The organism is Paenibacillus polymyxa (assembly GCF_001719045.1).
In the GTDB taxonomy this organism is placed as follows: Bacteria; Bacillota; Bacilli; order Paenibacillales; family Paenibacillaceae; genus Paenibacillus; species Paenibacillus polymyxa_B.
Map to the genome: position 1 here is coordinate 3,359,298 of NZ_CP015423.1, position 23,563 is coordinate 3,382,860.

A 23,563-nucleotide genomic window follows, 5' to 3' on the forward strand; every position below is an offset into this window, starting at 1 on the left:
GATCTGTGAATATAAAAGGGTGTTCCTGCAACCGTTCGTGGTTGGGAACACCCTTTTATACGTTGTGTTAGGCTATTAAAGTTCCTGTTGTCAGCCCTTTGTTTAGTCCGATCGTTTGGACACGAGATAAACCAGCTCCAGCGTCAGGATTGGTAGAAAGACAGAAGCCGGATAGGCCAGATAGCGCGGCTCCCATTGGGGCTTGAACTTATCCTTAAAGCGCCGAAGCCCCTGAAAACCGTAAAAATGTCCCCCGTATTGGAAAACAAGTCGAGCCAGCTTTTCCTCGCGTAATGCCTTTTCGCTTTGTCCTACCTGGGACAGCGGTGCCATACCCAAATTAAATGTCGTATATCCACTCTCCTTGGCCCACTCAATGACCCGTGTGAATAAATAATCCATCGTGCCATTTGGCGTGTCAGGCAAGTGGCGCATCAGGTCAATGGAGACCGTCCGTCCATGATCATAGGCAGGGGCCATCGTAGCGAAAGCGATGACCTTCCCTTCAGAGTCCTTTAGCAATGCAATTGGAGCCAACTGAAGGTAAGGTTCTTTGAACCAGCCGAGGGAATATCCCTTCTCCTTGCGCCCGTCCAGCCAAATATTCGAAACATGCCGCATCTCTTCAATCAGTGACGCCTCTAGAGGCGGTTGGATGATTTCGAACGAGTAGCCTTCGCGGTCAAAGCGGTTTTTGGCGCTGCGTAGCGCCTGATTGCTTTTGCCCGTCAGTGTAAATGATTCCAGCGGTACCAGTGCTTCCTCGCCCAGTTTGAAAAAGCGATAGCCGTTCTCGTGATAGATGGACAAATACTCCGGCGAGGCCTGATAAAATACTGCCGTTAACGCATACCGATCTGCGAACCGTTGGAATTCCTGAATGGCTTCACTTACACGTTCTTTTGGACCGAGGGGGTCACCTAATACAATCAGTTTGTCCCGGCTGCGAGCATAGGGAATGACGACCTGTTCATTTTTGGTCCAATACAGATATTTATCGCCCAAAAAAAGCATATGAGATACGAGATTACCACCCTGCCGTTCCAAAAATTCTTTTAGCTTATCCAGCTCTTGCTCGTCGGGTAAATTGGCGATGCTACGCTGAGGTCGAAGAAAGAAATACACCGTTAGGAATACCCATGCCAAAATCAGACTAAACACAGCGGTAACTCCGTAATCGCTGCGGTTCATAAAAAAGTCCAGATGGACCTTGGCATGCAAATGGCGCATAAAAGGAGTGTTGGAGCCTGCCCCAATGATAAAATAAGCCCCGGTTACGAGTAGAGATAATCCACCCCATATTAAAATGTTGTGCCGATTCAGCGGAGCACTGACCCGATAAAACCGTGAACGTGAGATCCATAGCATTAACGCCACAAACAGCAGGAATAAGGCTTCTTCAAAATCTAGCCCTTTAGTGAAGGTGAAAATAGCTCCTGTCAGCAGCAGTATCAATGTCAGCCGCAATGCTCTGCGAATACGCAGAGAGATTCCGTGGGACAGGACGACAAGCATAATCCCGATGATGACCGAGATTTCATGCGACAAGCGCATGACGGGCAGGCTGAGCAAATGCTCAGCAAAACGTAGCCGATATAACAGACCGGGCGTAGCTGCCGACAAAAGAAGCACCACGCCGGAGATGAGTACCAGCTTACCAAGCGCCCATACCCCTAGATCGGCCAAAAACCGGAATTGACCAGGCCAGCCCCATACCTTCTGCCAGGCATTAAGGGAATAATCCCAACCCGTCTCAGCTAGCTGATTCAGGCGCTCGTTACGTGGAATCATTTCCAGCGCGGCTAATACCAAGCCGATGAGCCACGGGATGATGTAATAAAAGATACGAAAGACCAGCAGCACAGCCAGTGCCCGATCTGAGTTGGCTCCCGCCATTTGCAGCCCGAGCAGAGCAATGATGTCGAATGCCCCGACCCCTCCGGGTGCAAGACTGATCAACCCGGCAATCGCGGCTATCACATAAATGCCGAACACAGCATGGATCGGAAGTTCATGGAGCAAGTGCGAGCCGATCCATGCAAAGGTAAGGCCAGCCAGCAGCCATTCCAGCAGGGAAGCACTAATGGAAGCGGAGATAGTGGACCAGGAAAGCTGTCCTTCTCCCTTGTTGAACCATGTGGAGTACCGTTTGGAGCGCTGCATGATCAGAAATAGCGGCAGGTACAATGCCATTCCCCACAGCGCCCAATGAAGCCAAGGATGAGCATCCAGCACAGGCTGTACCGGATACAAATGGACAATGGCCCCCCAAGCCAGTAAAGATAGTCCGGTAATGACGACCGGCGAAAGAAACACGACGGCAGAGGTGATGACACCTAACGGCACACCGCTTTTTTTATACAGTACGGTGCGAAGTCCCGCTCCTGTAAAGCCTGCAAAACCAAAGACATTATTGAAGGTATTGGAGATCCACGCGTAGCGAAATGTCGTCCCAGGCTTGACCTGAAGCTTGAAATGATGCCTGATTACGTAATCGTACGCGCTCATAGCCGCCACGGCAGCCAGTGAGAACAAGCCAATTTCGATGAGAAACGTGGCATCCATTCGCCGCAGCTCATGAAACATACGCGCCAGATTAAAGTCATTTAGTTCTCGTCCGGCCTCCCATATAATAAAAGCCAGTACAGCCAACGGTAGCAGAATACGTGTCAATCGCTGCCTGTAGATGGTCATCAAGAACTGTACGATTTTAAAGGATTGGGTCGGTTTGTGATTTGACTTCATAGATTCACCTGCTTGAAAAGAATGAGATATACACGAAATAAAGTACTTAGAATTCATGCCCAATGAACATTACTATACATTATACCTACAATAATCGCTTGAATAACAACAGAAGGGTTACGAAATGGGATTTCCGATTGATTGCTGTAAATAATTCCAATATAATGATGGAAAACCTAGTGAATTGCTTGGCAATGGAGCTGAACTGGACATGAGTATATGGGACCGCAATCTTTTCATACGTCGCCTGGAGCTGATATGGCCTCCAGATGCTGACGAGAGCCAATATCCGTTTAACTTAAAAGCCCTGCACCAGTGGAACGAACTGAAATTCCATCCTTCCGTCACCTATATTATTGGAGAAAATGGCGTAGGTAAATCGACGCTTATGGAGGCAATCGCGGTCGCGTGGGGATTTAATCCAGAGGGCGGTACTAAAAATTTCAATTTTTCTACACAAGCCACGCATTCCTCACTGTATGAGCATATCCGGCTGGTGAGAGGGGTGGAAAAGCCAAGGGATGGCTTCTTTTTCCGGGCGGAGAGCTACTATAATGTGGCGACTCACATCGACGAGCTGGATCGAGAAGGAGGAGGGCGACCGATTCGAGATTCCTATGGGGGTAAATCGCTGCATGAGCAGTCGCATGGCGAGTCTTTTTTTGCTGCCTTTGTGCATCGGTTTGGAGGACAAGGGTTGTATATTTTGGATGAACCGGAGGCAGCGTTATCACCTTTGCGCCAGATGGCCATGCTTGCACGGATTCACGAGCTGGTGCAGCAAGGCTCACAGTTTATCATTTCTACTCATTCCCCTATTTTGATGGCTTATCCAGATTCCATCTTGTATCATCTGACACATGAAGGGATCGACACCCGGACGCTGGAGGAAACCGATCATTTTATCATTACGAAACAATTTCTGAATAACAGGGAAAAGATGATACAGGAGCTATTCGAAGATCCATAATAAAGTTCGTAGGGACCGCTAGACCGTTCCAGAAATTCATCCTGGTCGTTTGTTATGAGAGGGACAACACTGTCTATTCAGGTTGTTCCTTTTTGCTGTTTGCCAAAGGAAAGATTCAGGGTTATCGGAAGTATTTTATGATTGTTATTTGTCCCACACTCTATTAATATAATGAAGAGTTTTGCTGGAATGGTTGCAAAATAAGATTTTCGTATACGAAATAAAGAACCTGAGGAGGACAAAACGCTACATGTCAGATTCACAACAGTTGAAAATGGGACCGCTGGTCATTTTGATGATTAATATGTTTATTGCCATGCTGGGGATTGGCCTCATTATTCCGATCCTTCCCAAGTTTATGAGCTCCTTGGGAGGCAGTGGTGAAACGGGTGGTTATTTGGTTGCCGTGTTTGGCTTAACCCAATTCCTGTTTTCGCCGCTAGCGGGAGAATGGTCCGATAAATACGGACGTAAAAAAATGATTATTATCGGTTTGGTAATCATGACGGCGTCTTCTGTATTGTTTGCGATGGGGGAATCGTTGACCATGCTGTATATCTCCCGTTTGCTGGGAGGTGCAGGGGCAGCTTTTATGATTCCTCCGATGATGGCCTATATTGCTGACATTACAACGGTCCACAATCGCGGTAGAGGAATGGGGTTGTTGGGTGCCGCCATGTCTCTTGGCTTTGTGATCGGTCCTGGTGTGGGCGGCTTGCTGGCAGATATCTCGATTCGTACGCCCTTATATGTTTCGGCGGCCGTATCGGGCGTAGCTGCACTGATTTCCTTGATTATGCTGCCCGAAACCTTGTCGCTGGAGAAACAGTTGAAGTTTCGGAATGTCAAGGTCAAACGGGACAATGTGATTAAACAGTTTGCCCTTTCTTTTCGCAAGCCTTACTTTATGCTGCTGATTATGATATTCACGTTAACCTTTGGACTGACGCATTTTGAAACGATGTTTCCTTTCTTCGTGACGGGTAAGTTTCATTACAATGAGCGTGATATTGCTATCATTATTACGGTAGGAGCACTGGTCGGAACTGTGATTCAAGCTGTGGTCATTAGCCCGATGTTGAATCGTTTTGGCGAAAAAGGTGTCATCATCGGTTCCTTTCTGTTTTCGGCGATTTCCCTTGTGCTTATGCTGCTCTCCGGCAACTTTTATTATGTACTCGGGGTATCGCTCATCTTCTTTACCGCTACGTCGTTGCTGCGGCCAGCCATTAATACTGCTTTATCCAAAATGGCGGGGGATGAGCAGGGAGTTGCAGCCGGCATGAACAATGCTTATATGAGTATTGGTAATATTCTAGGACCTGCGCTTGCGGGTACATTGTTCGAGGTGCATATCAATTTGCCATACATTTTTGGGGCAGTCATTCTCATTCTTAGTTTGGGGCTGGCTGTAAAATGGAATAGCAGAGATACGCAAACCACAGCGGTTTAATGTTGTTCTTTTTGTAAACTTAGTCTCTTTTGGTGTGAACTGTGACGTTCTTGTGAACCACAGATTGCGCCGAAGGAGGCTATTTTTTTGCATATATCGCGGAACGTTAATGAAACGACCGAATCGTGGGTAATAATGCATGATGAGTTTACAACAAAACAAATAGTAGAGCTAAAAGCCAGATAATATGTTGTAAAAAAAGCTAGAAGGAGATGAGAGCTGATGGAAGAGCGAAATGAGCAGTTATTTTATACAGGAACTTATGCGTCTCGTCAGGAAAGAGGAATATATGTATGTGCTTTGCATGTGAACAATGGTGATCTGCGCATGGTTGGAGGTGTGGAAGAAATTGAAAGGCCTTCTTTTCTGGCGCTACACCCGGATGGGACGAAGCTGTATGCTGCCAGTGAAACAGAAGAAGGCGAGCTGTATGCGTATCAGGTGAATGCCCAGACGGGGGAATTACATCCTTTGGATCGAAAAGGGACGGAGGGAGCGCATACTTGCTATGTTTCCGTAACAACCGATGGACGATATGTGCTGGCTTCCAACTATTCAGGCGGCAATGCCGTTGTGTTCCCTGCGACGGAAGCTGGAGGATTAGGAGACATGTCGGGGCAAGTTCAGCATACCGGCTCAGGTATTCGCCAGGACCGCCAGGATGCGGCACATCCGCATTCGATTATTCCAGATCCTTCAGGACAGTATGCCCTGGTATGTGATCTGGGACTGGATCAGATTGTGGTATACCGGTTGACAGAGGATGGAAAATTGGTGACCCATCGTGAGATAGATTTGCCACCTGGTTCTGGACCGCGTCATCTGGTTTTTCATCCTTCGCGTCCATATGCTTTTGTCGCCAATGAGTTGAACAATACAGTCGCTGTATTTAGTTATAACGAACGTAATGGTGAGCTTACATTGATGCAAAGCCTGTCCACACTGCCAGAAGGCATTATAGATGTAGAAAATACAGCAGCCGATATTCGGATTACGCCCTGTGGACGCTTTTTGTATGTGTCAAACCGCGGCCATGACAGCATTGTGCTATACCATGTCAATCTGGACAGCGGCAAGCTGAAGACGGTGGAATGGGTGGAAACCTTGGGCAGCACACCGCGTAACTTCAACATCTTGTCCGGTTATTTGGTAGTAGCGAATCAGGATGGAAACAACATCGCATCTTTTGCCATCCATAGTGAGGATGGACGGCTGACCCGAACGGGATATGTGCTGGAGGTTCCTTCACCTGTGTGCATTGAACCTATACGCTAATCGCATAGCATGTGGCAAAAGAGTACGATATAAGTGGATGAAAAAATAAAACACGGCGCTTTGTTTCCCATGAAAAGTATGGGCAAAACGCCGTGTTCAGGTCTTGAAGTGGCCTAAAAGCTATTTGCTAGTATCGCCAGCTTCTACCGTTACTGTTTTGGTATGATTTTCTGCATGTTTGTAGTACAAACGGAACAGGATGTCCTGATTGTAGTTACCAAATCCGGTACCGAACAGAGTAACCCCTCCAACATGCTGGGCATCATCCAATATGGCAATACGGAATTTCCATTGCTTCTGATCAATCAGTACTTGGCTTAAAGTCACGTCGGATATTTGCTTGCCATCCATAAAGGTACCTTCGGAGGTAACGCGAAGTCTTTTAAGGAGACCATATTGATTGATAAAATCAGGCCACCATGCAGGTGTGTATTTACCCCGGTTATCCCCGAAATCCCCTGGGCTAGTCCATGTACCCAAATTCACATCATTTAGGAAAAAAGTGATATCTGAAGGCCAATTATCATTGGTAAAAGGGGCCTCGGATGATAGTTCCATCGAAATTTCCAGTTCCTCGGCTTTTTGGCTGGACAGTAGGAAATTCGGCACCTTATAATCCATATATCCTTGGCTGAACCATAGAATTTTGGAATTGAAGCGCTCAGGGTCCAAGAACGAACGAGGCTCATCGAATTCACCAATGATCTTTTCGACGGTAGCCAGTCCGCAGGTCGCCTGTATTTCAAAATCTGTAAAGTGTCCCACAGAAATCTCCGTCTGATGGAATTGTCGTACATCCTGCTGGTAGCGTGGCATGGCGATTTCAATTTTGTCTGTAGCCAGTGAGCACACTTTCTGTACTCCGCCTCGCCCAGGCAGCATTTTGGTCGAAATAATGGACGCTCTCTCCAGTTTCTTGACATGCATCGTCATAATCGCACTGCTGAGCCCCAACGCTTCCGCCAGCTCACGTATATTCATAGGCTTCTCCGCAAGCAGAACAATCATGTTTAGCCGAACCTCACTGGCCAGCGCTTCATAAACGGGAAGTGATTTTTCAGAAATGTCCAGTTGCATAGTTCCTCCAATTCTAACGCACATCATAAATTGATGGTAGTTTAACATATATGGATTTTTTTCAATATTCATACATAAAAAACGATATGATTTACATTTATATAAACAATATACCCTTTCCTTGATCACTGGCACAAGCCTAACCCCTCAAAAAGCCAAAAATTGTTCAAAAAACAGGACACCCCATAATCTCTTTCTTTGTTGTTGGGATGTCCTGTGATGGTATGTGATTTGCAGGGTGGATACGGGAATAGAATCCTGTGCCATTGGTGTTTAGGACCGGATATGTTCTTCTGCCAAAGAAGAGTCAGCCGTTTTATCTTTATCTGCTGCGTGTAAATCCTGATGTTGAGAAGCATCTGCCTTGATCAAGCCGGGATGACCAACATAAGGACGATCACTGCGCGAGCGGCCTCGGGTAAGTCGGAAGCCAATCAAGAACAGCACAAGCTGAACAGCCAGTATGTAGGGAGATGCTTCCGATCCGATCCATTGAAACAGAGCGACAGCGGCGATCACTAAGCACAACAGGCTTGTTGGAAAATGGGATGCCGTCACGTCCAGATCATTTTGCCTGCGCAGGGTCATCAGTCGGTACACATACAGTAGAGCGATCAAGCCGGAAACGAACCTCATCCATGCACACCCTATGAGCCATGAGGCAGATTGTGCAGTATCGGGCAGACTAACATCGACATGGCTGGAGGCTATCAGTTCCATAACCAGCCTTGTGACCAACCAGACGATTCCTGCCAGCGCCAACGGACCAGCTGCTGGGCGCAATAGCTTCCACAATGCTGTTCCCCAGCCCGGAGCATGAGATTCCAGCAGAACAAGACGCCGTTCCTCGATGAGTTTGTTCATTTCACGCTCCAGTGATTTGAGAAGCAATTCTCTGCGGAATGTATCACACTCCCGAAGGGATGCTTGAACCTGCTCTTGAAGGTGAGGGGTCAAATAGGGAGCAGCTTTGGCTTCCTGAAGAGCGTGGATGAGTCCGTTCTGGTACTGCTTTTCGCTGTTATTGAACCCGTTCTGGGTAGCGGTTTGGAGACAACCAGCTAATCGTCCATAGATACGCAGCGATTCCTGTAATTCTTCCAGCCGCTGCTGACGTGAATTTCGAAGCTGGGCTGCACTGTGAACATACAGCCATACCAGCAAAGACAACGCCAGCAGGAAGGCAATCAGACCGGGTGAGATATATGCGGCTAATGCCGCGAAGTCCGTCGGGGACACCCGCAATCCCTCCTTCCATTGTTCTTTCTACACTATTGCACAGACCATACAGGCATTTCAAGGGCTTGTATCCCTTTGACCAGGATATATGAAGTATTTTTTGGTAAAATAGACAAGATTACAAGCAGGAGGAGATTCGGCATGGATAAAAATGTAGAAATTGCAACAGAACATTATGAGACATCGAATCAACCGTACGGGCATCTTTGTGACGCTGATCGCGGATAAGCCGGTCGACCGCTTGTATGCGCAATTGGCGTCTAATGGGTCAGTCCGAGGTCGGAAGGGATGTACTGGCGACAGCCGGGGGGACTGTAAGCTGACATGCTGTACGGGTTTAAGCTGGACATAAAACGGATAAATAACAGTAAGTAAATTATAGACAGGAAGAGGGCACATTTATATGAAAGTTATTATTTTCGGAGCAACAGGAACCATTGGTCAAGCGTTAGTAAAGGAAGCAATCAAGCGTAAGTATGAAGTGACGGCGGCGGTGCGCGACCCGCAACGTGTGACGGAGCAAAGTGAATATTTGACGGTGGTTCAAGCGGATATTCTAAATCCGAATTCCGTTACGGATGTGGCCAAAGGGCACGATGCTATCATTAGCGCATACGGTCCCAAGTTTGGAGAAGAGGAAGAACTGCTCGAAGCGACTCGTTCTTTGCTGGAAGGAACCCGGCGTTCTGGCGCGGAGCGCATACTTGTCGTTGGCGGAGCGGGAAGTCTGAAAACAGAAAACGGTGAACGCCTCATGGATACCGCCGAGTTTCCGGAGGAAGTGAAGCCACTGGCGGCTGCCCATGCAGATGCACTGGAGCTGTACCGCGCTGCGGATGTAGATTGGACCTATTGTAGTCCTGCCGGAATAATTGAATTGGGAAAACGTACAGGGCAGTTCCGTATTGGTTTGGATCATTTGGTGGTTGACGAATTAGGCCATAGCCGTATCTCGGTCGAAGATTATGCGGTAGCCCTGATTGATGAGTTAGTAGAAGGGGAATTTGTCAATTCCCGTTTTACGGTTGGATATTAATAAGCAGGCATAGCCATACGGGAGGCGAAAAGCATGTATATGGTGACCGCCGAAGAAATGCGAGAATTGGATCGCTATACAATTGACAAGCTGGGTATTCCGGCCCTTACCTTGATGGAAAATGCTGGGCGCGAGGTAGCTGACGAGGTGTTGAAGCTATGTGCTGAAAGAAGTGGGAAGAGCAATGGCGGCGGCTTCTCAGTAGGCACTGCTGATCTAACACGTGAAAATGATCGTGCTGAAGTGTTGGGGTCGCAGTGGACAGAAGAGGTTACACACACAGGGCCGGGGGATATACCGGGACATGGCGGTGTTATACGGACAGAGACGTGGAGTCAAGGACGACATGACTTACGGGAACGAGAACACTGGTATATCCTCGTAGGCAAAGGCAACAACGGTGGTGACGGACTGGTGGCAGCCCGTCATCTGACCGATGCAGGGCTACGCGTCACCGTTGTGTACGTCGAGCCGCCAGACACGCTACGCGGTGAAGCGGCTGCGCAACGCGATATCATCGCGGCTCTGGGTGTCCCGGTGATCCTCTATGGCCGGGATACCCTCGACCTGCGCGGCGCCTCCGGCGTCGTCGATGCCCTGCTGGGCACGGGCACGCAAGGCCCGCCGCGCGAACCCTACGCCTCGCTGATCCGCGAGGCCAATGCCAGCGGCGCGCCGCTCGTGTCGGTAGACGTGCCTAGCGGCCTCGACGCCGACACGGGTGCGCTGCACGAGCCGTGCATTCGTGCGCGCGTCACCGTATGCCTCGCTTACTTGAAGCGTGGGCTCGTCCAATATCCGGGCGCCGGGACCGCAGGCGATGTGGTGGTACGCTACATCGGTATTCCACCCGGCCTTGCCCGTGAGTGCGGCGTGCAGCTGCGGCTCTTGACCCGTGACACGCTGCGCGCTGCGCTGGACGTAGATGTAAGCCGTAGCCGCGTGCCGGACGGGCACAAGGGCACCTACGGCCATGTTCTCGTCGCGGCCGGAAGCCTGCGCATGAGCGGCGCGGGCTTGCTGGCCGCACGTGCAGCCCTGCGCATCGGTAGCGGCCTTGTCACGTGGGCGGTGCCCGAGGCGTTGTTGCCGCGCGTCATTGGCGCCGCGCCGGAACTGATGCTCGCTGCCGCAGCAGCAGGCGGAGACGGCGAATGGAATGCCGACTCCGCAGACGAGCTGCTACAGCTCGCGCAGGCACGTGATGTACTGGCCGTCGGCCCCGGCCTCGGCCGCTTTGCAGGGGACACCGGCTGGCTGCGCCGCCTGTGGGAGGAATACGGCGGTCCGCTCGTGCTTGATGCGGACGCCTTGAACATCCTCGCCTCGGCGGGACCTGAGCTGGAGGCTTGGAAGCCGAGAGGTGCGGCGGTCGTACTGACGCCGCACCCCGGTGAAATGGCTCGTCTGCTGGGCATACCGACAGCAGAGGTGCAGCGTGACCGCATCACCCATGCCCGGGAGTACGCCCGGACACGTGGGGTCACGCTGGTGCTCAAAGGAGCACGCACGGTCATCGCTTGTCCCGACGGAACGGCCTACGTCAATACTACAGGCCATGCGGGGATGGCGACAGGCGGTGCGGGCGATGTGCTAACAGGCATCATCGCAGGTTTGCTGGCTCAGGGCTTGACTGCTTCGCAGGCAGCAGCCTTTGGCGTGTATTTGCATGGTGCGGCTGGAGAAACAGCCGCACGTCATCGCCAGCATCCTGCCTCTGTGATCGCAGGCGACATTATTGAAGCCCTATAGGCCATAGCAGCAGTGGCAGGAGGAAGGCCAGCATGATCTGTACTCCATATTCACGGTTCAGCCAGTGCCTTCCTCCATAATACAGCAGTGTAATCCCTGCACCTGCTATGCCGTTGCTCCATAAAATGCCCGTTCCGGCAGGCGACATCAAAGAACCTAGTAGGAGAAAGACACTGAATCCTGCAGCGAGGTATAGGGTGAGCTGCTCGGGCTTGCGAAGCCAGGGTAAAAGATCGCGTAGCGCATCAGCGGCAAGAGCGGCAGGAAGGGCAAAACCATAGGCCCACAGCTGCGCGGTCAGTTCACCACTATTGCCTGCTATAGTCAGAGGAATTCCTGTTATTTCCTCTGTCAGATAGCAGTAGATCCATAAGAGACCAAAAACTAATCCTCCACAGGCTAGTTTATTCAGCGCATAACAACCAAGCTCCATCCGCCAAGGCATTTTGGAATTAAATTCATTCCAAGGCTGTCTCATGTTGCGACTCCTCCTCTTATCACACTCGGTATTCACAACCAATCAAGGAATTTATTTTCAATTACAATCCGCTTACCGTTTACGACATTTCAGTTTACGTTAGCTGTGTATCATGTTCCTAAGCAAAATAAAGATTGCGGATAGCCGCGGTACGGAAAGGCGGGGATTGCATGATACAGGCGGTTGTTTTTAATCTCGAAAGTACATTGTTAGACCCCGGAGGACGAGGCTTAACCCAGGGAATGCGTGACATTTTCAGATGGAAAGGTATACAGGTAACTGAAGAACAGGTATCTCATGGGCGAGGAATGCCGATCCGGGATCATATTGCGAATGTGCTGGGACTTTCAGAGGTTCGGAAAAAATGGCTGGAGTGCTTTGGTGCGCATCCTGGCAGAGTGGATATTGAGCATATTTATCTCGAGCTTGTCCCTGTTCTCCGCTCCTTGATCCAAGGGGCTGAGCCTGCTATCGGTATAGACAGGGCGCTGCAGGAGTTGCAGGATCGTAGTATTCAGTCAGGTGCCACTGCATCCTGTCCGATGGAGATGCTCAGTCACGTATTTACGCCTGCACAGTCACCCTATACGCTGGATTGTATGGTAGCCCCTTGTGAAGTTTCGCAGGGGAGGCCATATCCGTGGATGATCTATGAAATTGCACATCGCTTGCAGGTATTTCCGCTGAGCGATATTGTGAAAGTAGGAGATACAGCAGCCGATATGCAAGAAGGACGGAACGCAGGTGTATGGACGATTGGTGTCTTGAACCATAACGAAAGCGTGACGACCGCAGCTCAAACGACCAGCCATGAAGCGGACGACAGAGTGGCTGAGGAACGGCGCAGACAGAGTGTATATGGTTTGAAAAGAGCAGGAGCCCACATCGTGATGAACTCGGTCGCTGACTTGCCGCGTATTTTGCGTGAAATCGAAATGCTCCAGCATACGGGAGGTTATCCTTCTTATACGAAACAGGTGAAAACAGCGGCGCTACCCCCATCATAAGAACGGGTATGATTCTGGGATGCTTGAATACACACTTCTAGGTTATATGTATGCACCTACTCGGATAAAGGTGAACTCTGCTCGGCTTTCATAACATAATAATGGAGCATTCGCTACGTTAGCGAATGCTCCATTTTAGTTTACTCCTTTTCGTTTAGTTGAATCGAATCCAACATAATATTCACTATTCAGCGTTTTTTACCTGGAACTGGTCGGCATGACGCTGCAGATTGTTTGATAGTGTAGTGAGATTACGGGCTACTTCGGATAGTTCTTTTACCGCTAGGGCCTGCTTCTCGGCGCTTGCTGATACATCTTCTGTCATTCCGGCAGTCTGCTGTGCCGCGCTGGCTGTGTGATTTAAATGTTGGTCTACGCTGTGACGTACCTCTTGCATCTCTACCGTCAATTGAGCTAGATGTGCGGCTAACTCCTGAACTTCCTGTGAAACCTGGGTGACTTTGTCAACAGACTGTAGACATACTGAAATTTGGGTTTCATGTTCATTGACGGTCTTTATGTTCTCATCAAATTGATCACCCATTTGCTCAATTTGATCAACAAAGCTTCTTAAGATTTCATCGATTTCCCGAATCGATATGGCAGATTGCTGTGCAAGTTGTCCCATTTCATGAGCGACCACAGAAAAACCCTTGCCAGCTTCGCCTGCACGTGAGGCTTCAATAGATGCATTAAAGGACAAAATCTGCGTCTGCTTTACGATGCCCTGTACCTGCTGACCGATGTTAGCCGCTTCGCGCGATTTTTCGGTTAACGCGTGTGACATACGCTGCATCTGCTTGATACGCAGGGCGCTTTCTCGTCCTTTTTCTAATAACAGTTCATGCTCACTGGCTACCTGATTACGAACCTCATTGAGATGATGGGCCGTATTCGTAAATTGTTGCACATGGCTTCCGACTTCATCCAGCGTTTGTCCTAATCGGTCAGATTGTTGAACCGATTCCACTGCTTGATCCGCTTGGTTAATAGAGACATCGGCAATTTGCTGGAGTGTGCGGGACAGTTCCTCAGTTTGGTGGAGTGTCCCCTCCGTTGTCACGACGATATTTTCTGATGCATGCTGGAGTGTGCTAGAACTGCTTTGAATATCTACAATTATATTGGACATGGCTTCCACCATTTTGTTTGTCAATTTGCTAATTTCGCCTAACTGATCATATGTTACTTGCGACGATGTAACCGTAAGGTTGCCGTCGGCTACTTGCTCCAGTGTATTTTTAATAAATCTCACCTGACGCAGTATCCGCCGGGTTACCAGCATCATAGCCGCAATGGAGATGATCAGAATGATGGAGATAACAGGAATAACTAATCGGTAGGCCTCGGGCAAGGTATGTTCGTATACTTCAGTCACAGAGGACAGGGATCTATCGATTCCCAAATAACCAATGATGGTTCCATCTGTATCCTTAATGGGAGTAAAGGAGGAAAACATCGTCCCCCACTCAGGGTCCGTTGTAATATCTGTAGTCACTGTTTCCCCTTGTTTCAATTTCTCTTCCGTTTCTTTAAGGGTAAAACTTACAGGAGTTCCGAATGGACTGTAGTCTTTGTCGTCCCATGCGGTTCCATCCACCGTAATTTTCCACTCATTGCCCACACGGTTGTACATATAGATGTACAGGATTCCAGTTTGCAGCCTAAGCGTATTTAACTCGTTCCGAAGCTGCTTATACTCGCTGCTTTGCTCAGATGAATCAGTATTTAAGCTCTTGACTGCAGATTTGTCCAATAACTGGGCCGTGTTCTTTGCCAGCGTTTCATTGTTTAGCTGCATGGTTGATAGAGAAGCATTCTGGATGGATTGATTGGTCGTCCACAGAACAATGACGCCAATCACGATTAAAGGAATGAGCAAGATGAAGTAGAGTTTGGATTGTAATCCCATTCTTTTTTTAACGCTGCTTTTCATAATATGCTCCTTACTATGTTTTTTTCACCTTAATATATAACGTGTACAAATAGGGAAATATGAATAGTTATTCAGATGTTTCATGATTTTTTTGCGTATTTGCGTAAATTCTCATGAAAAAAGCCTTAGCCCGGTAAGTACCGAGCTAAGGCTGTAATCTTATGACTTACAAATCGTCAAATCCGTTGTCATCTCCGACCTTGCCATAATTGCGTGATTTTGCTTCAAAGAAGTCCGTTTTTGTCGCATTCAGCGCTTCATCTGAGAATGGTTTGATCCAAGGCATACAGTTTACATCTACGCCTTCGTACGCTTTGTCCATACCAAGCAGTCTCAGGCGCATATTTGCCATGTATTTGATGTAATCGCTCAGCTCGTTCAAGTCGATGCCGCGAACCTCTTTGAGCGTATAATGCGCCCAATTCGTTTCGAGCTCCACAGCTCGGTCAATCATACGATAGACATAGTCCGTATTTTCCTTGGTATTCAACTCAGGGAAATCGGACAATAGCTGCTTGAACACTTCGGCGAAGAAGTAGCAATGCTGATTTTCATCACGCTGAATATACGAGATCATTTGGCTGGTTGCCATCATTTTCTGATCACGAGCCAAGTTGTAGAAGAACGCAAACGTACTGTAAAAGAAAATGCCTTCCAAAATCAAATCCGCTACCATCGCTTGGAAAAAGGTCTGTGGGTTCTGCTCATCGCGGAACTCCTGATAAATGTCCGAGATGAATGTGTTACGCTCCAGCAGGACGGGATCGTTTTTCCAGTATTCAAAAATTTCCTTCTGTTCCTGATCTGACACCAAAGAAGACAGAACGTAGGAGTAGGACTGGTTATGCACCACTTCCTGCTGCCCGATAATCGCTGAAATAGCTTCCAATGAAGAGTCGGTAAAATAACGTTTTACATCCCCGACAAACATCGTTTGCATCGAATCCAGTACAGCCAGCAGGCCGATGTTAATTTTGAAGGTGCGCTGTTCTTCGGCATCCAGCACAGGGAACTGGGACGCGTCCTTGGACATCGGAATTTCATCTGGAATCCAGTGGTTCAGCAGTAGCACTTTATACAATTTGTACATATGCGGCATCCGAATATCGTTCCAATTCAAAATACCGGAGCTTTCGCCTTCAATAATACGGGTAGAGCGATTGGGCGCTTCCGTGTTAAAAATCTTCTGTAACTGCATGAGAGCTTCTCTCCTTTAGTTTAGGATGCGCAGCTATCACATTCTTCAATCGTCAGTGCGCGGCTGCGTACATAATAGGTCGATTTCATACCTGATTTCCAGGCATGGATGTGCAGCTCTAAAAATTCAGTTGCTTTAATATCAGGTCGTACATACAGGTTAAAGCTTTGGCCCTGGTCAATATGACGCTGACGTGCAGAAGCCATGTTGATCGAAGCGTGTTGATCCAGCAAGAAAGCCGTCTTGTAGTACCAGATGGTTTTTTCGTTCAAATCCGGTGCAGGGTTAGCAATCTTGTAAGTTGTTTTCTCTTCATAGGAAAGCAGCTCGTACAATGGATCAATGCTGGCGGTAGAACCTGCAATAATAGACGTGGACCCGTTAGGCGCGATGGCGAACAGCCATGCGTTGCGGACACCATTTTGTTTGACTTCTTCTGCAAGCTCGCTCCACTCGGACGTAGTGACAAATTTGCCTTCGCGTGTACCATCCGTATAGCCACGGGAAGTGAAATAGTGCCCAGTAGACCAGTCAGAACCCTCGAATTTGGCATAACGGCCTTTTTCTTTCGCTAGCTCCATGCTGGATTTGACGGCCAGGTAGTTAATTTTTTCATACAAATGATCGTTATATGTTACCGCTTCATCGGATTCCCAACGGATACCTTCCAGTGCGAGTAGATGATGCAGTCCAAATGTACCCAGACCGACAGCGCGATATTGGCTGTTCGTATATTGTGCTTGGAGTACTTCAATGTTGTTGATATCAATAACATTATCCAGCATACGTACCTGAATCGGTACAAGGCGATCCAGCACACCTGCCGGAACCGCACGAGCCAGATGGATGGAGTTCAGGTTGCACACCACAAAGTCGCCAGGAATTTTGGAAATAACGATGCGTGTTTGTCCGTCCTTGGTGACCAATTCTTCTTTTTCTACTACAGTTGCAGATTGGTTTTGCATAATTTCCGTACACAGGTTGGAGGAATATACCATACCATGGGCGCGGTTCGGGTTCGCCCGGTTTACCGTATCACGGTAGAACATGTACGGTGTACCTGTTTCCAGTTGTGACTTCATCAGGCGCTTCATGATGTCGATGGCAGGCACTGTAATACGAGAGAGAATGGGATGCTGTGACGCCTCCTCATACTTCTCGCGGAAGGTACCTGAACCGAAGGTTTCATCATAAAAATCTTCCAGTCCCAGTGGACGACCGTTGTCATCTTTCCAGCCCATCACCTTCTTCACTTCATGCGGACAGAACAGATTCCATTCACCCCGTGCTTCGACCCGCTCCATGAACAGATCAGGCAGACATACGCCATGGAACACGTCATGTGCACGCATCCGCTCGTCACCGTTGTTCAGCTTCAGGTCAAGGAACGCGAGGATGTCCTTGTGGAATACGTCCAGATATACGGCAATTGCACCTTTGCGAGTACCCAATTGGTCTACGCTAACAGCTGTATTGTTCAACTGGCGAATCCACGGAATGACGCCGGAACTTGTATTTTTATGTCCACGGATATCGGAGCCACGCGCCCGTACTTTACCGAGGTATACGCCGATGCCGCCGCCCATTTTGCTAAGACGGGCTACATCCGTATTGGAGTCGAAAATGCCTTCCAACGAGTCGTCTACGGTGTCGATAAAGCAGCTGGAGAGCTGTCCGGCCACCTTTTTTCCGGCATTGGACATGGTTGGTGTAGCTGCTGTCATGTACATGTTGCTCATCGCCCAGTATGCTTCCTTCACCAGCTCCATCCGCTTGTCGGCAGGCTCTTGGTGCATCAGGTACATCGCGATGATCATGTAGCGTTCCTGCGGCAGTTCCATTACGCGTCCGTCAAAATCATTGGCCAAATAGCGCTCAGACAGCGTTAACAGCCCGATATAATCGAACAACAGATCATTTTTCGGCAATATGGAATCACCCAACTCATCAATCTGCTCCTTGGTATAGTAGTCGAGCAGTTCTTGACGGTAAATTCCTTTTTGGACCAAATCAGTGATCAGTGGATAAAAAGCACCGTAAGGCTCGTCCGCATAGGATTTATAACGGCGGTGAGTGGCCGCTTTTTTATACAAGGAAGTGAGCAAAGCACGCGCAGCGGCAAATTTCCAGTCCGGTTCTTCCTTACTAACCAATTCAAGGGCAGCCATCGCAAACGCGTTGCTAATGTCATCCCCCGTGACTTCGTCCCGGCGCAGTTTGCTAGTTACACCACGAATGAGACGATCTTTATCCAGCTTGTCCAGCCCGCTGAGTACACGGTCGGCATATACGGAAATGCGTATTTCATCAAAAGCCAACTGGCGATTGTTTGGTTTGGTTACGATTTGTGGCATAGGATTAATTCCTCGCTTTCCTGATTTGGAATCATACTTGGGAATAGGCATGAAAATGATCATGATGAGAAGATAATGGCGAAAAAAAGCGATGGTCAGACAGCATTTGGGGGCTGTATGTAATCCAATAACATAGAAATAGCGATGCACCTGCCAATGAAGGGGGAAAAGATGGTTCCCGTACGATTTATCGGCTACATCACTATATTTAGACGTGTTATGAATATTTAACCCAACATATTGTGTGTATAAACTTAAAATTTCAAATAAGTGCAAGGAGTATTATAGCAACATTCGAAGCCATACGTAAAGGAAAAGGAATGGAAAATCAAAATATACAGAGAAGTCGTGGGCTGTATTTGAATTGAGGCTATTTGAACGGTACAATGAATGATAAAGATGTTTCCTACAGAAACAAGCAGCATACATATGAACTTTTTTTGTGAAATAAGGTTGCTCGTTCTATCGGACTGAAATTTTAGATTTTTAAAGAAGCGACGATTTTAAATTAAAGGAGGAACTTGGCGATGGCTATTGCAGAAGTGACAGTGATCCCGATTGGAACGGGGAGTACAAGCTTGAGCGACTACGTTGCCCAGATGCAAAAAGTGTTGAAGATGCAAAAAGGAATTACCTATGAGCTTACCTCCATGAGTACGATTATTGAAGGTTCGTTGGACGATGTGTTCACCGCCATTGCTGCGCTGCACGAAGCGCCATTCCTGTCTGGAGCCAAGCGTGTTTCCACCTCGGTCAAAATTGATGATCGCCGTGACAAGCCTTCCTCCAGTCACCAAAAGCTCCGTTCCGTCGCAGAGAAACTATCTGGCACCGCGACAGGAAATGTTACCGAATTAAATCCAAATCCTAGCTGAAAAAGTTGATGTAAGTGATTGATTTTTATGTAACTAAGAGTATAATAGTTTTTGTTGTCAGTTACACTGACCTGCTGGTGTAGCTCAGGGGTAGAGCAACGCACTCGTAATGCGTAGGTCGGGGGTTCAATTCCCTTCACCAGCATAGCTATCATCTCAAGCACAGCGCGGCTTCCAAGCTTTTTGGAGGGCGCGCTTTTTTGTGATTCTGGACAATCTTCTAACAATCTTCTAACCTTTAGTATAGTAAAGTGGTTTTTTCAGTGTTCATGAGTTCCCTGTTATGAGCGTGTCTTAGATCATAGAAACGAATCCGCGGAAAGTCAGGGTGCTCTTTTACGATTGTGTCCAAAATACGATAGTAATGTCGTGCATTCGGTGCAGTGATTGCTTACATTCTGGCTGAGGCTTATGTGGATGGTAAATCGGCTGAAGCCACAGGCACGTGCAATCAAGAATAATCATAAACGGTAAAAATTGCCAGAGGTTCGCTGGCAATTTTTCATTTTGAAGATTTTAATACCTTGTGCTAGTATTAGGCTAATAAAATATCAATTTTTTTATCAACTTTAATTATTTTATTTCGTTTACTGGAGGATGGATAATGAAAACCAAGGATATAGATATCCGTAAATCCCTTCATTGTATACTCCAAAAAGAGCATGAGCTTGAACCGGATACACTGATACTTGATGAGTTAGTTGTATGTCAAGGCGATGCACGAATTGACGTTGCTGTTGTAAATGGGGAAATGAATGGCTATGAGATAAAAAGTGAGAGTGATACATTAAGTAGACTCCCATCACAATCTGAGTACTACAATAAGGTTTTTGATAAAGTTACTATATTGACAGCTTCAAAGTTTGTTGAGGGGATTATAGATATAATTCCTGAATGGTGGGGAATAACACAAGCCGAAAAAGAAGAGGACGGAATGGTTCATTTTTTTGTGTTAAGGGAGGCGCAGAAGAATTTAAACATTGATGCGCTCTCTTTAGCACAGCTCCTTTGGCGCGATGAAGCTATTTCGATACTAAAAGAAAGAGGCTTACAGAAAGGATTACTGAGCAAGCCTCGGCAAGTATTATGGAGAGCATTGGCTGAAAACTTACCATTGCAAGAACTTCAAGATGAAGTGAGAGGGAAACTTAAGGCAAGGTCACGGTGGCGAGTTCATTAACAACGTATGTTATATGATGATTGGTTCCTGTTTTGCGCCAATTGGTTGCATTACCAGGACCATCAGTGTTGTTTGCTACATTCTGTATATATTGGTCTCCAGCGCTGAAGTTGGGACCTGAATATTCCGGATGGGTTACAACCTGTGAGGCCAATTGATAATATTGATTTCCACCATATCTTTTAATCATTCGTCCTTTGAAAATTATAAACTTATCGTCACCAGTATATCTTATATTTGCACTCATATTAATGAATCTTGGATCGGCTTCAAAAGGAGCTGGGTTTGAAATTGCATAGTCTCCAAACGAAGGAACTCTCTCAATTGATCCTGAATAAATGAGTCTTTTCCAAATCAACCATTCTGCTCTATCAATTTGTCCGATTGAATTTGAATCTATTGATGAAAGGTCACTTGGAAATGAAGTACCGCAAAGTATGAGTCTACGCCACTGATTTAAAAAAGGAATACTACTAAGAATACCTGTTAGAAATAACATAGTCCTTACTCGTTCATCTGGCTTTACATATTCATAATCTAAAACTAAGTCTACTTCAGAAGGATTTACTGACAGTTGAGTTAGTAAAGAACCGATATTATTCTGTAAATCTCCGAAGTCTTCCTCTTTTAATCGAAAACAAATTCCATTTTGATCTTGTTGATGGGCCGATCTTACTTCGGCTTGGTATGCGACATCACGATTAGTACTTGTTACTGGAATTGCATTTAATCCGCGTGTTCTGGTTTCTTGAAGAACGAAGCTAAGAGGATGTTGACCGTTTGCTAAGCGATCAGTAGAGTCAACGTAGTATAAATCAATGAAGAAGGGGGAATCTGATCCCCAAGAGCGTGACAAGGTTTCTCCAACTTTTTGGAGGTGCTCATCGATTGTTTTTTTCGGAGTGTCATTTTCAAAATCCCAATCGATTGGAGGAACTTCTAACATAGGAGAGGTAGCTTCTTTTATAGAAATGGGTAACTCCTCCAACGCTTTTTGTTCACCTTGCTTCCATTTTAAGACGGGAACATAGTAGTGCTTTTCTAACATTTTTTTGCCTCCGTAAGTTTCTTCATCGGCTGAAGTAATTGCTGAGGTCTTCTGAGTAGAACTATTATACTATAAAAAAATATAGATGTGGGTATTAAGTTGTGTATTATGTTATTTTTTTATCTCTAAATACCTATTTTTTGTGAAAAGAATTTAGGTGTTTGAAACATATTAAAAGATGATAACATGAGAGTTATGTTCACTTAAATGTTATGAATTTGAATAATACATACGAGTATTTACAGAGTCACTCTAACCCTTTATGCTTATAACAACACATACGGAAGCATCGTTGTGTAATCCGAAAGCATCGGTAGCACCCTGCTGGCTAAAGCCAGTGGGGTGTTTTTGTTTATATAAGTGCTCTTATGACAAACGTGGCTTTTCTGCATTATTCGCAAAAAGGATATTGACAACTGTTAATTATTGGACAAAAATAGTAAATGATTATAAAATACTGGAATTTCTATGCGAAGGGTGGCTATGGCATGAAGCATACACCTACGATTCGAGCAGAATTAGACAGATACCTACAACAAGAAGGATTGAGTTTAACACAGTTTGGTCATATTGCGGATATGAATAGGGGAGCAGTAAGTGCTATCGTGACAGGAAACAAGCCTTTGTCTGTTAACCAGCTCGACCGAATTACCGAGGCTATGGGTTTACCTGAAGGTCACTTTTATGACTTGTTCATAGAAAACTACATCATCGACCATCCTCCGAATATGAGGCGAATCGAGCCATTTTTGTTTCGCTGTGCGGAGTTGGACAAGTTGGACGCGATCCGTCGAGTGGTGGGAGCCATCATGGATAATCTACTGTATTCACCCAAGCTATTTGAAATTGCAGAAGAATTATTGTCGCAGGAAAAAAATGCGGCTGCATTGTTGCTCTATGAGGGGATAGCTGAAGCGGAGAAATATCAACATTCTGAGCGTTTGGCAGTCTGTCAATATCGTATATTTACGATTCAGATTGGAGACGATCAAAGCCAGAATCTCAAGGCTGCAACACTATTTGAACCCTTCGTGGAACGTCTGGATGAAATAGACCAGCTTGACGCATTGAAGGATTTGGCAAACGTGTACAGGTCTTTGCGTAAATGGGACAAGGTAGACGAAATGGCAAGGCAAATGAGAACTAAAGCGGAAATCCAGTATAGTTTAAAACACCAAGAAAAACGTGAGTTACGAGATATTGAAAAGAGAACAAGAGGGCCGCTATTTGGATACATTGCTTATGCTGACTTATTGTGTGCAGGTGTCTACGAAGCCCAAGGCGATTACCACCAAGCTCTACAATATACATACGCCTATGCTAATTTAGATTGGGTTAAAGAGACAGACGAAGATACCCAACACTGGATTGGCTTGTTTAAGCATTGGGCAAAAGCTAATATTATTGTCAATAAGCTTTTATCCGGAGATATAAAGGTGCTGCAAGAATATATTGAATACATCGATGCAGCGGAGGATACAACGCAAGAAGATAAGGTCATCCAACTGCTGAATATTATGATAGCGGCTAACCGATATGATATTGATGTTAGTAACATAATTAAACGTTTTGAAGCGGACATTGTATCATTGTCGCAACACTCACCAAGTGATATATATACTCAACAAGTGGTGCCAGATTATTTTGCTTGGTGTGGTTACGAGTTGGCTCATTATTATTTACATAGAAATTCTTACGATGATGGCTTTAAACATTTGATGTATTCAATGGTAAGTTATCATACACTAAATAATGAGACTTATTTCATAAATTGTATGGGGCTGTTTTTACATTTTCGAGAACATGCGACTCCTGAAACCAAAGCAAATTTTTTAAATTTTATTGAAAAGGTGTGGATGAACAATGTTAAAAAAAATGGCACTGTTGATCGTCGCAGCTAGCTTTTTGTTAATTGTTACTGTACCTATTCACTCGCATGG

The 23,563-nt window shown here is 46.6% G+C and carries 18 protein-coding genes and 1 tRNA gene; 11 read left to right on the plus strand and 8 right to left on the minus strand.

What is annotated here, in order from left to right; genetic code table 11:
- Window positions 1-102: 102 nt before the first annotated feature.
- A complete protein-coding gene (mprF, locus tag AOU00_RS15020; RefSeq protein WP_069290937.1) occupies window positions 103-2,745 on the minus strand; it encodes a bifunctional lysylphosphatidylglycerol flippase/synthetase MprF in 2,643 nt (880 codons plus the stop codon).
- A gap of 211 nt (window positions 2,746-2,956) precedes the next feature.
- On the opposite strand from mprF, the gene AOU00_RS15025 reads away from it, so the two are divergent.
- The 3 genes from AOU00_RS15025 to AOU00_RS15035 all read left to right on the plus strand — a co-directional run bounded on the left by AOU00_RS15025 (window position 2,957) and on the right by AOU00_RS15035 (window position 6,443).
- Complete coding sequence (locus AOU00_RS15025) at window positions 2,957-3,715, plus strand: AAA family ATPase (RefSeq protein ID WP_069290938.1); 759 nt, start codon at window positions 2,957-2,959, stop codon at window positions 3,713-3,715.
- A 250-nt stretch (window positions 3,716-3,965) separates the two neighbouring features.
- On the plus strand, window positions 3,966-5,168 hold the full coding sequence (locus tag AOU00_RS15030; protein ID WP_069290939.1) for an MFS transporter: 1,203 nt from the start codon (window positions 3,966-3,968) through the stop codon (window positions 5,166-5,168).
- A 222-nt stretch (window positions 5,169-5,390) separates the two neighbouring features.
- On the plus strand, window positions 5,391-6,443 hold the full coding sequence (locus AOU00_RS15035; protein ID WP_069290940.1) for a lactonase family protein: 1,053 nt from the start codon (window positions 5,391-5,393) through the stop codon (window positions 6,441-6,443).
- Window positions 6,444-6,563: 120 nt separating this feature from the next.
- Here AOU00_RS15035 and AOU00_RS15040 read toward each other — a convergent pair whose 3' ends face one another.
- Both AOU00_RS15040 and AOU00_RS15045 read right to left on the minus strand, forming a co-directional pair.
- A complete protein-coding gene (locus AOU00_RS15040) occupies window positions 6,564-7,520 on the minus strand; it encodes an ArsR/SmtB family transcription factor (RefSeq protein WP_061831167.1) in 957 nt (318 codons plus the stop codon).
- A gap of 273 nt (window positions 7,521-7,793) precedes the next feature.
- On the minus strand, window positions 7,794-8,759 hold the full coding sequence (locus AOU00_RS15045) for a hypothetical protein (RefSeq protein ID WP_069290941.1): 966 nt from the start codon (window positions 8,757-8,759) through the stop codon (window positions 7,794-7,796).
- Between the two features lie 175 nt (window positions 8,760-8,934).
- Between AOU00_RS15045 and AOU00_RS27080 the strand changes: the two genes are divergently transcribed.
- From AOU00_RS27080 to AOU00_RS15055, 3 genes are read left to right on the plus strand one after another with little or no spacing between them, the layout of a single operon-like run.
- The gene (locus AOU00_RS27080; RefSeq protein WP_237166187.1) at window positions 8,935-9,111 is read left to right on the plus strand and encodes a hypothetical protein; all 177 of its coding nucleotides are present in this window, start codon (window positions 8,935-8,937) and stop codon (window positions 9,109-9,111) included.
- Between the two features lie 51 nt (window positions 9,112-9,162).
- Window positions 9,163-9,795 (plus strand): NAD(P)-dependent oxidoreductase, encoded by a 633-nt coding sequence (locus AOU00_RS15050; RefSeq protein ID WP_061831169.1) that lies wholly within the window; start codon window positions 9,163-9,165, stop codon window positions 9,793-9,795.
- A 33-nt stretch (window positions 9,796-9,828) separates the two neighbouring features.
- Window positions 9,829-11,547 carry a bifunctional ADP-dependent NAD(P)H-hydrate dehydratase/NAD(P)H-hydrate epimerase gene (locus AOU00_RS15055; protein ID WP_069290942.1) on the plus strand — a complete coding sequence of 573 codons (1,719 nt, stop codon included), beginning with the start codon at window positions 9,829-9,831 and terminating at the stop codon, window positions 11,545-11,547.
- Here the strand turns inward: AOU00_RS15055 and AOU00_RS15060 are convergent.
- On the minus strand, window positions 11,531-12,025 hold the full coding sequence (locus AOU00_RS15060) for a hypothetical protein (protein WP_069290943.1): 495 nt from the start codon (window positions 12,023-12,025) through the stop codon (window positions 11,531-11,533). The genes AOU00_RS15055 and AOU00_RS15060 overlap by 17 nt on opposite strands.
- 170 nt (window positions 12,026-12,195) lie before the next feature.
- Between AOU00_RS15060 and AOU00_RS15065 the strand changes: the two genes are divergently transcribed.
- Window positions 12,196-13,032: an HAD hydrolase-like protein gene (locus AOU00_RS15065; protein WP_069290944.1), complete on the plus strand. Its 837-nt coding sequence runs from the start codon at window positions 12,196-12,198 to the stop codon at window positions 13,030-13,032.
- 184 nt (window positions 13,033-13,216) lie between these two features.
- On the opposite strand, the gene AOU00_RS15070 is transcribed toward AOU00_RS15065, so the two are convergent.
- The 3 genes from AOU00_RS15070 to AOU00_RS15080 form a co-directional block, all read right to left on the minus strand.
- Window positions 13,217-14,968: a methyl-accepting chemotaxis protein gene (locus AOU00_RS15070; RefSeq protein WP_069290945.1), complete on the minus strand. Its 1,752-nt coding sequence runs from the start codon at window positions 14,966-14,968 to the stop codon at window positions 13,217-13,219.
- Between the two features lie 166 nt (window positions 14,969-15,134).
- Entirely contained in the window at window positions 15,135-16,166 is a 1,032-nt protein-coding gene (locus tag AOU00_RS15075) for a ribonucleotide-diphosphate reductase subunit beta (RefSeq protein WP_029517885.1), read from the minus strand.
- Window positions 16,167-16,186: 20 nt separating this feature from the next.
- A complete protein-coding gene (locus AOU00_RS15080) occupies window positions 16,187-18,520 on the minus strand; it encodes a ribonucleoside-diphosphate reductase subunit alpha (RefSeq protein WP_069290946.1) in 2,334 nt (777 codons plus the stop codon).
- Between the two features lie 527 nt (window positions 18,521-19,047).
- On the opposite strand from AOU00_RS15080, the gene AOU00_RS15085 reads away from it, so the two are divergent.
- The 3 genes from AOU00_RS15085 (at window position 19,048) to AOU00_RS15095 (ending at window position 20,575) form a co-directional block, all read left to right on the plus strand.
- Entirely contained in the window at window positions 19,048-19,395 is a 348-nt protein-coding gene (locus AOU00_RS15085) for an MTH1187 family thiamine-binding protein (protein ID WP_061830040.1), read from the plus strand.
- A 73-nt stretch (window positions 19,396-19,468) separates the two neighbouring features.
- Window positions 19,469-19,540: transfer RNA gene (locus AOU00_RS15090), tRNA-Thr, on the plus strand.
- A 459-nt stretch (window positions 19,541-19,999) separates the two neighbouring features.
- Window positions 20,000-20,575 carry a sce7726 family protein gene (locus tag AOU00_RS15095; protein WP_049817004.1) on the plus strand — a complete coding sequence of 192 codons (576 nt, stop codon included), beginning with the start codon at window positions 20,000-20,002 and terminating at the stop codon, window positions 20,573-20,575.
- Here the strand turns inward: AOU00_RS15095 and AOU00_RS15100 are convergent.
- Window positions 20,544-21,623, minus strand: coding sequence for a beta family protein (locus AOU00_RS15100; protein WP_068941186.1), 1,080 nt, complete (start codon window positions 21,621-21,623; stop codon window positions 20,544-20,546). The two genes, AOU00_RS15095 and AOU00_RS15100, sit on opposite strands and share 32 nt — an antisense overlap.
- A 488-nt stretch (window positions 21,624-22,111) precedes the next feature.
- On the opposite strand from AOU00_RS15100, the gene AOU00_RS15105 reads away from it, so the two are divergent.
- Window positions 22,112-23,524 (plus strand): helix-turn-helix transcriptional regulator, encoded by a 1,413-nt coding sequence (locus AOU00_RS15105; protein ID WP_069290947.1) that lies wholly within the window; start codon window positions 22,112-22,114, stop codon window positions 23,522-23,524.
- Window positions 23,525-23,563 lie beyond the last annotated feature (39 nt).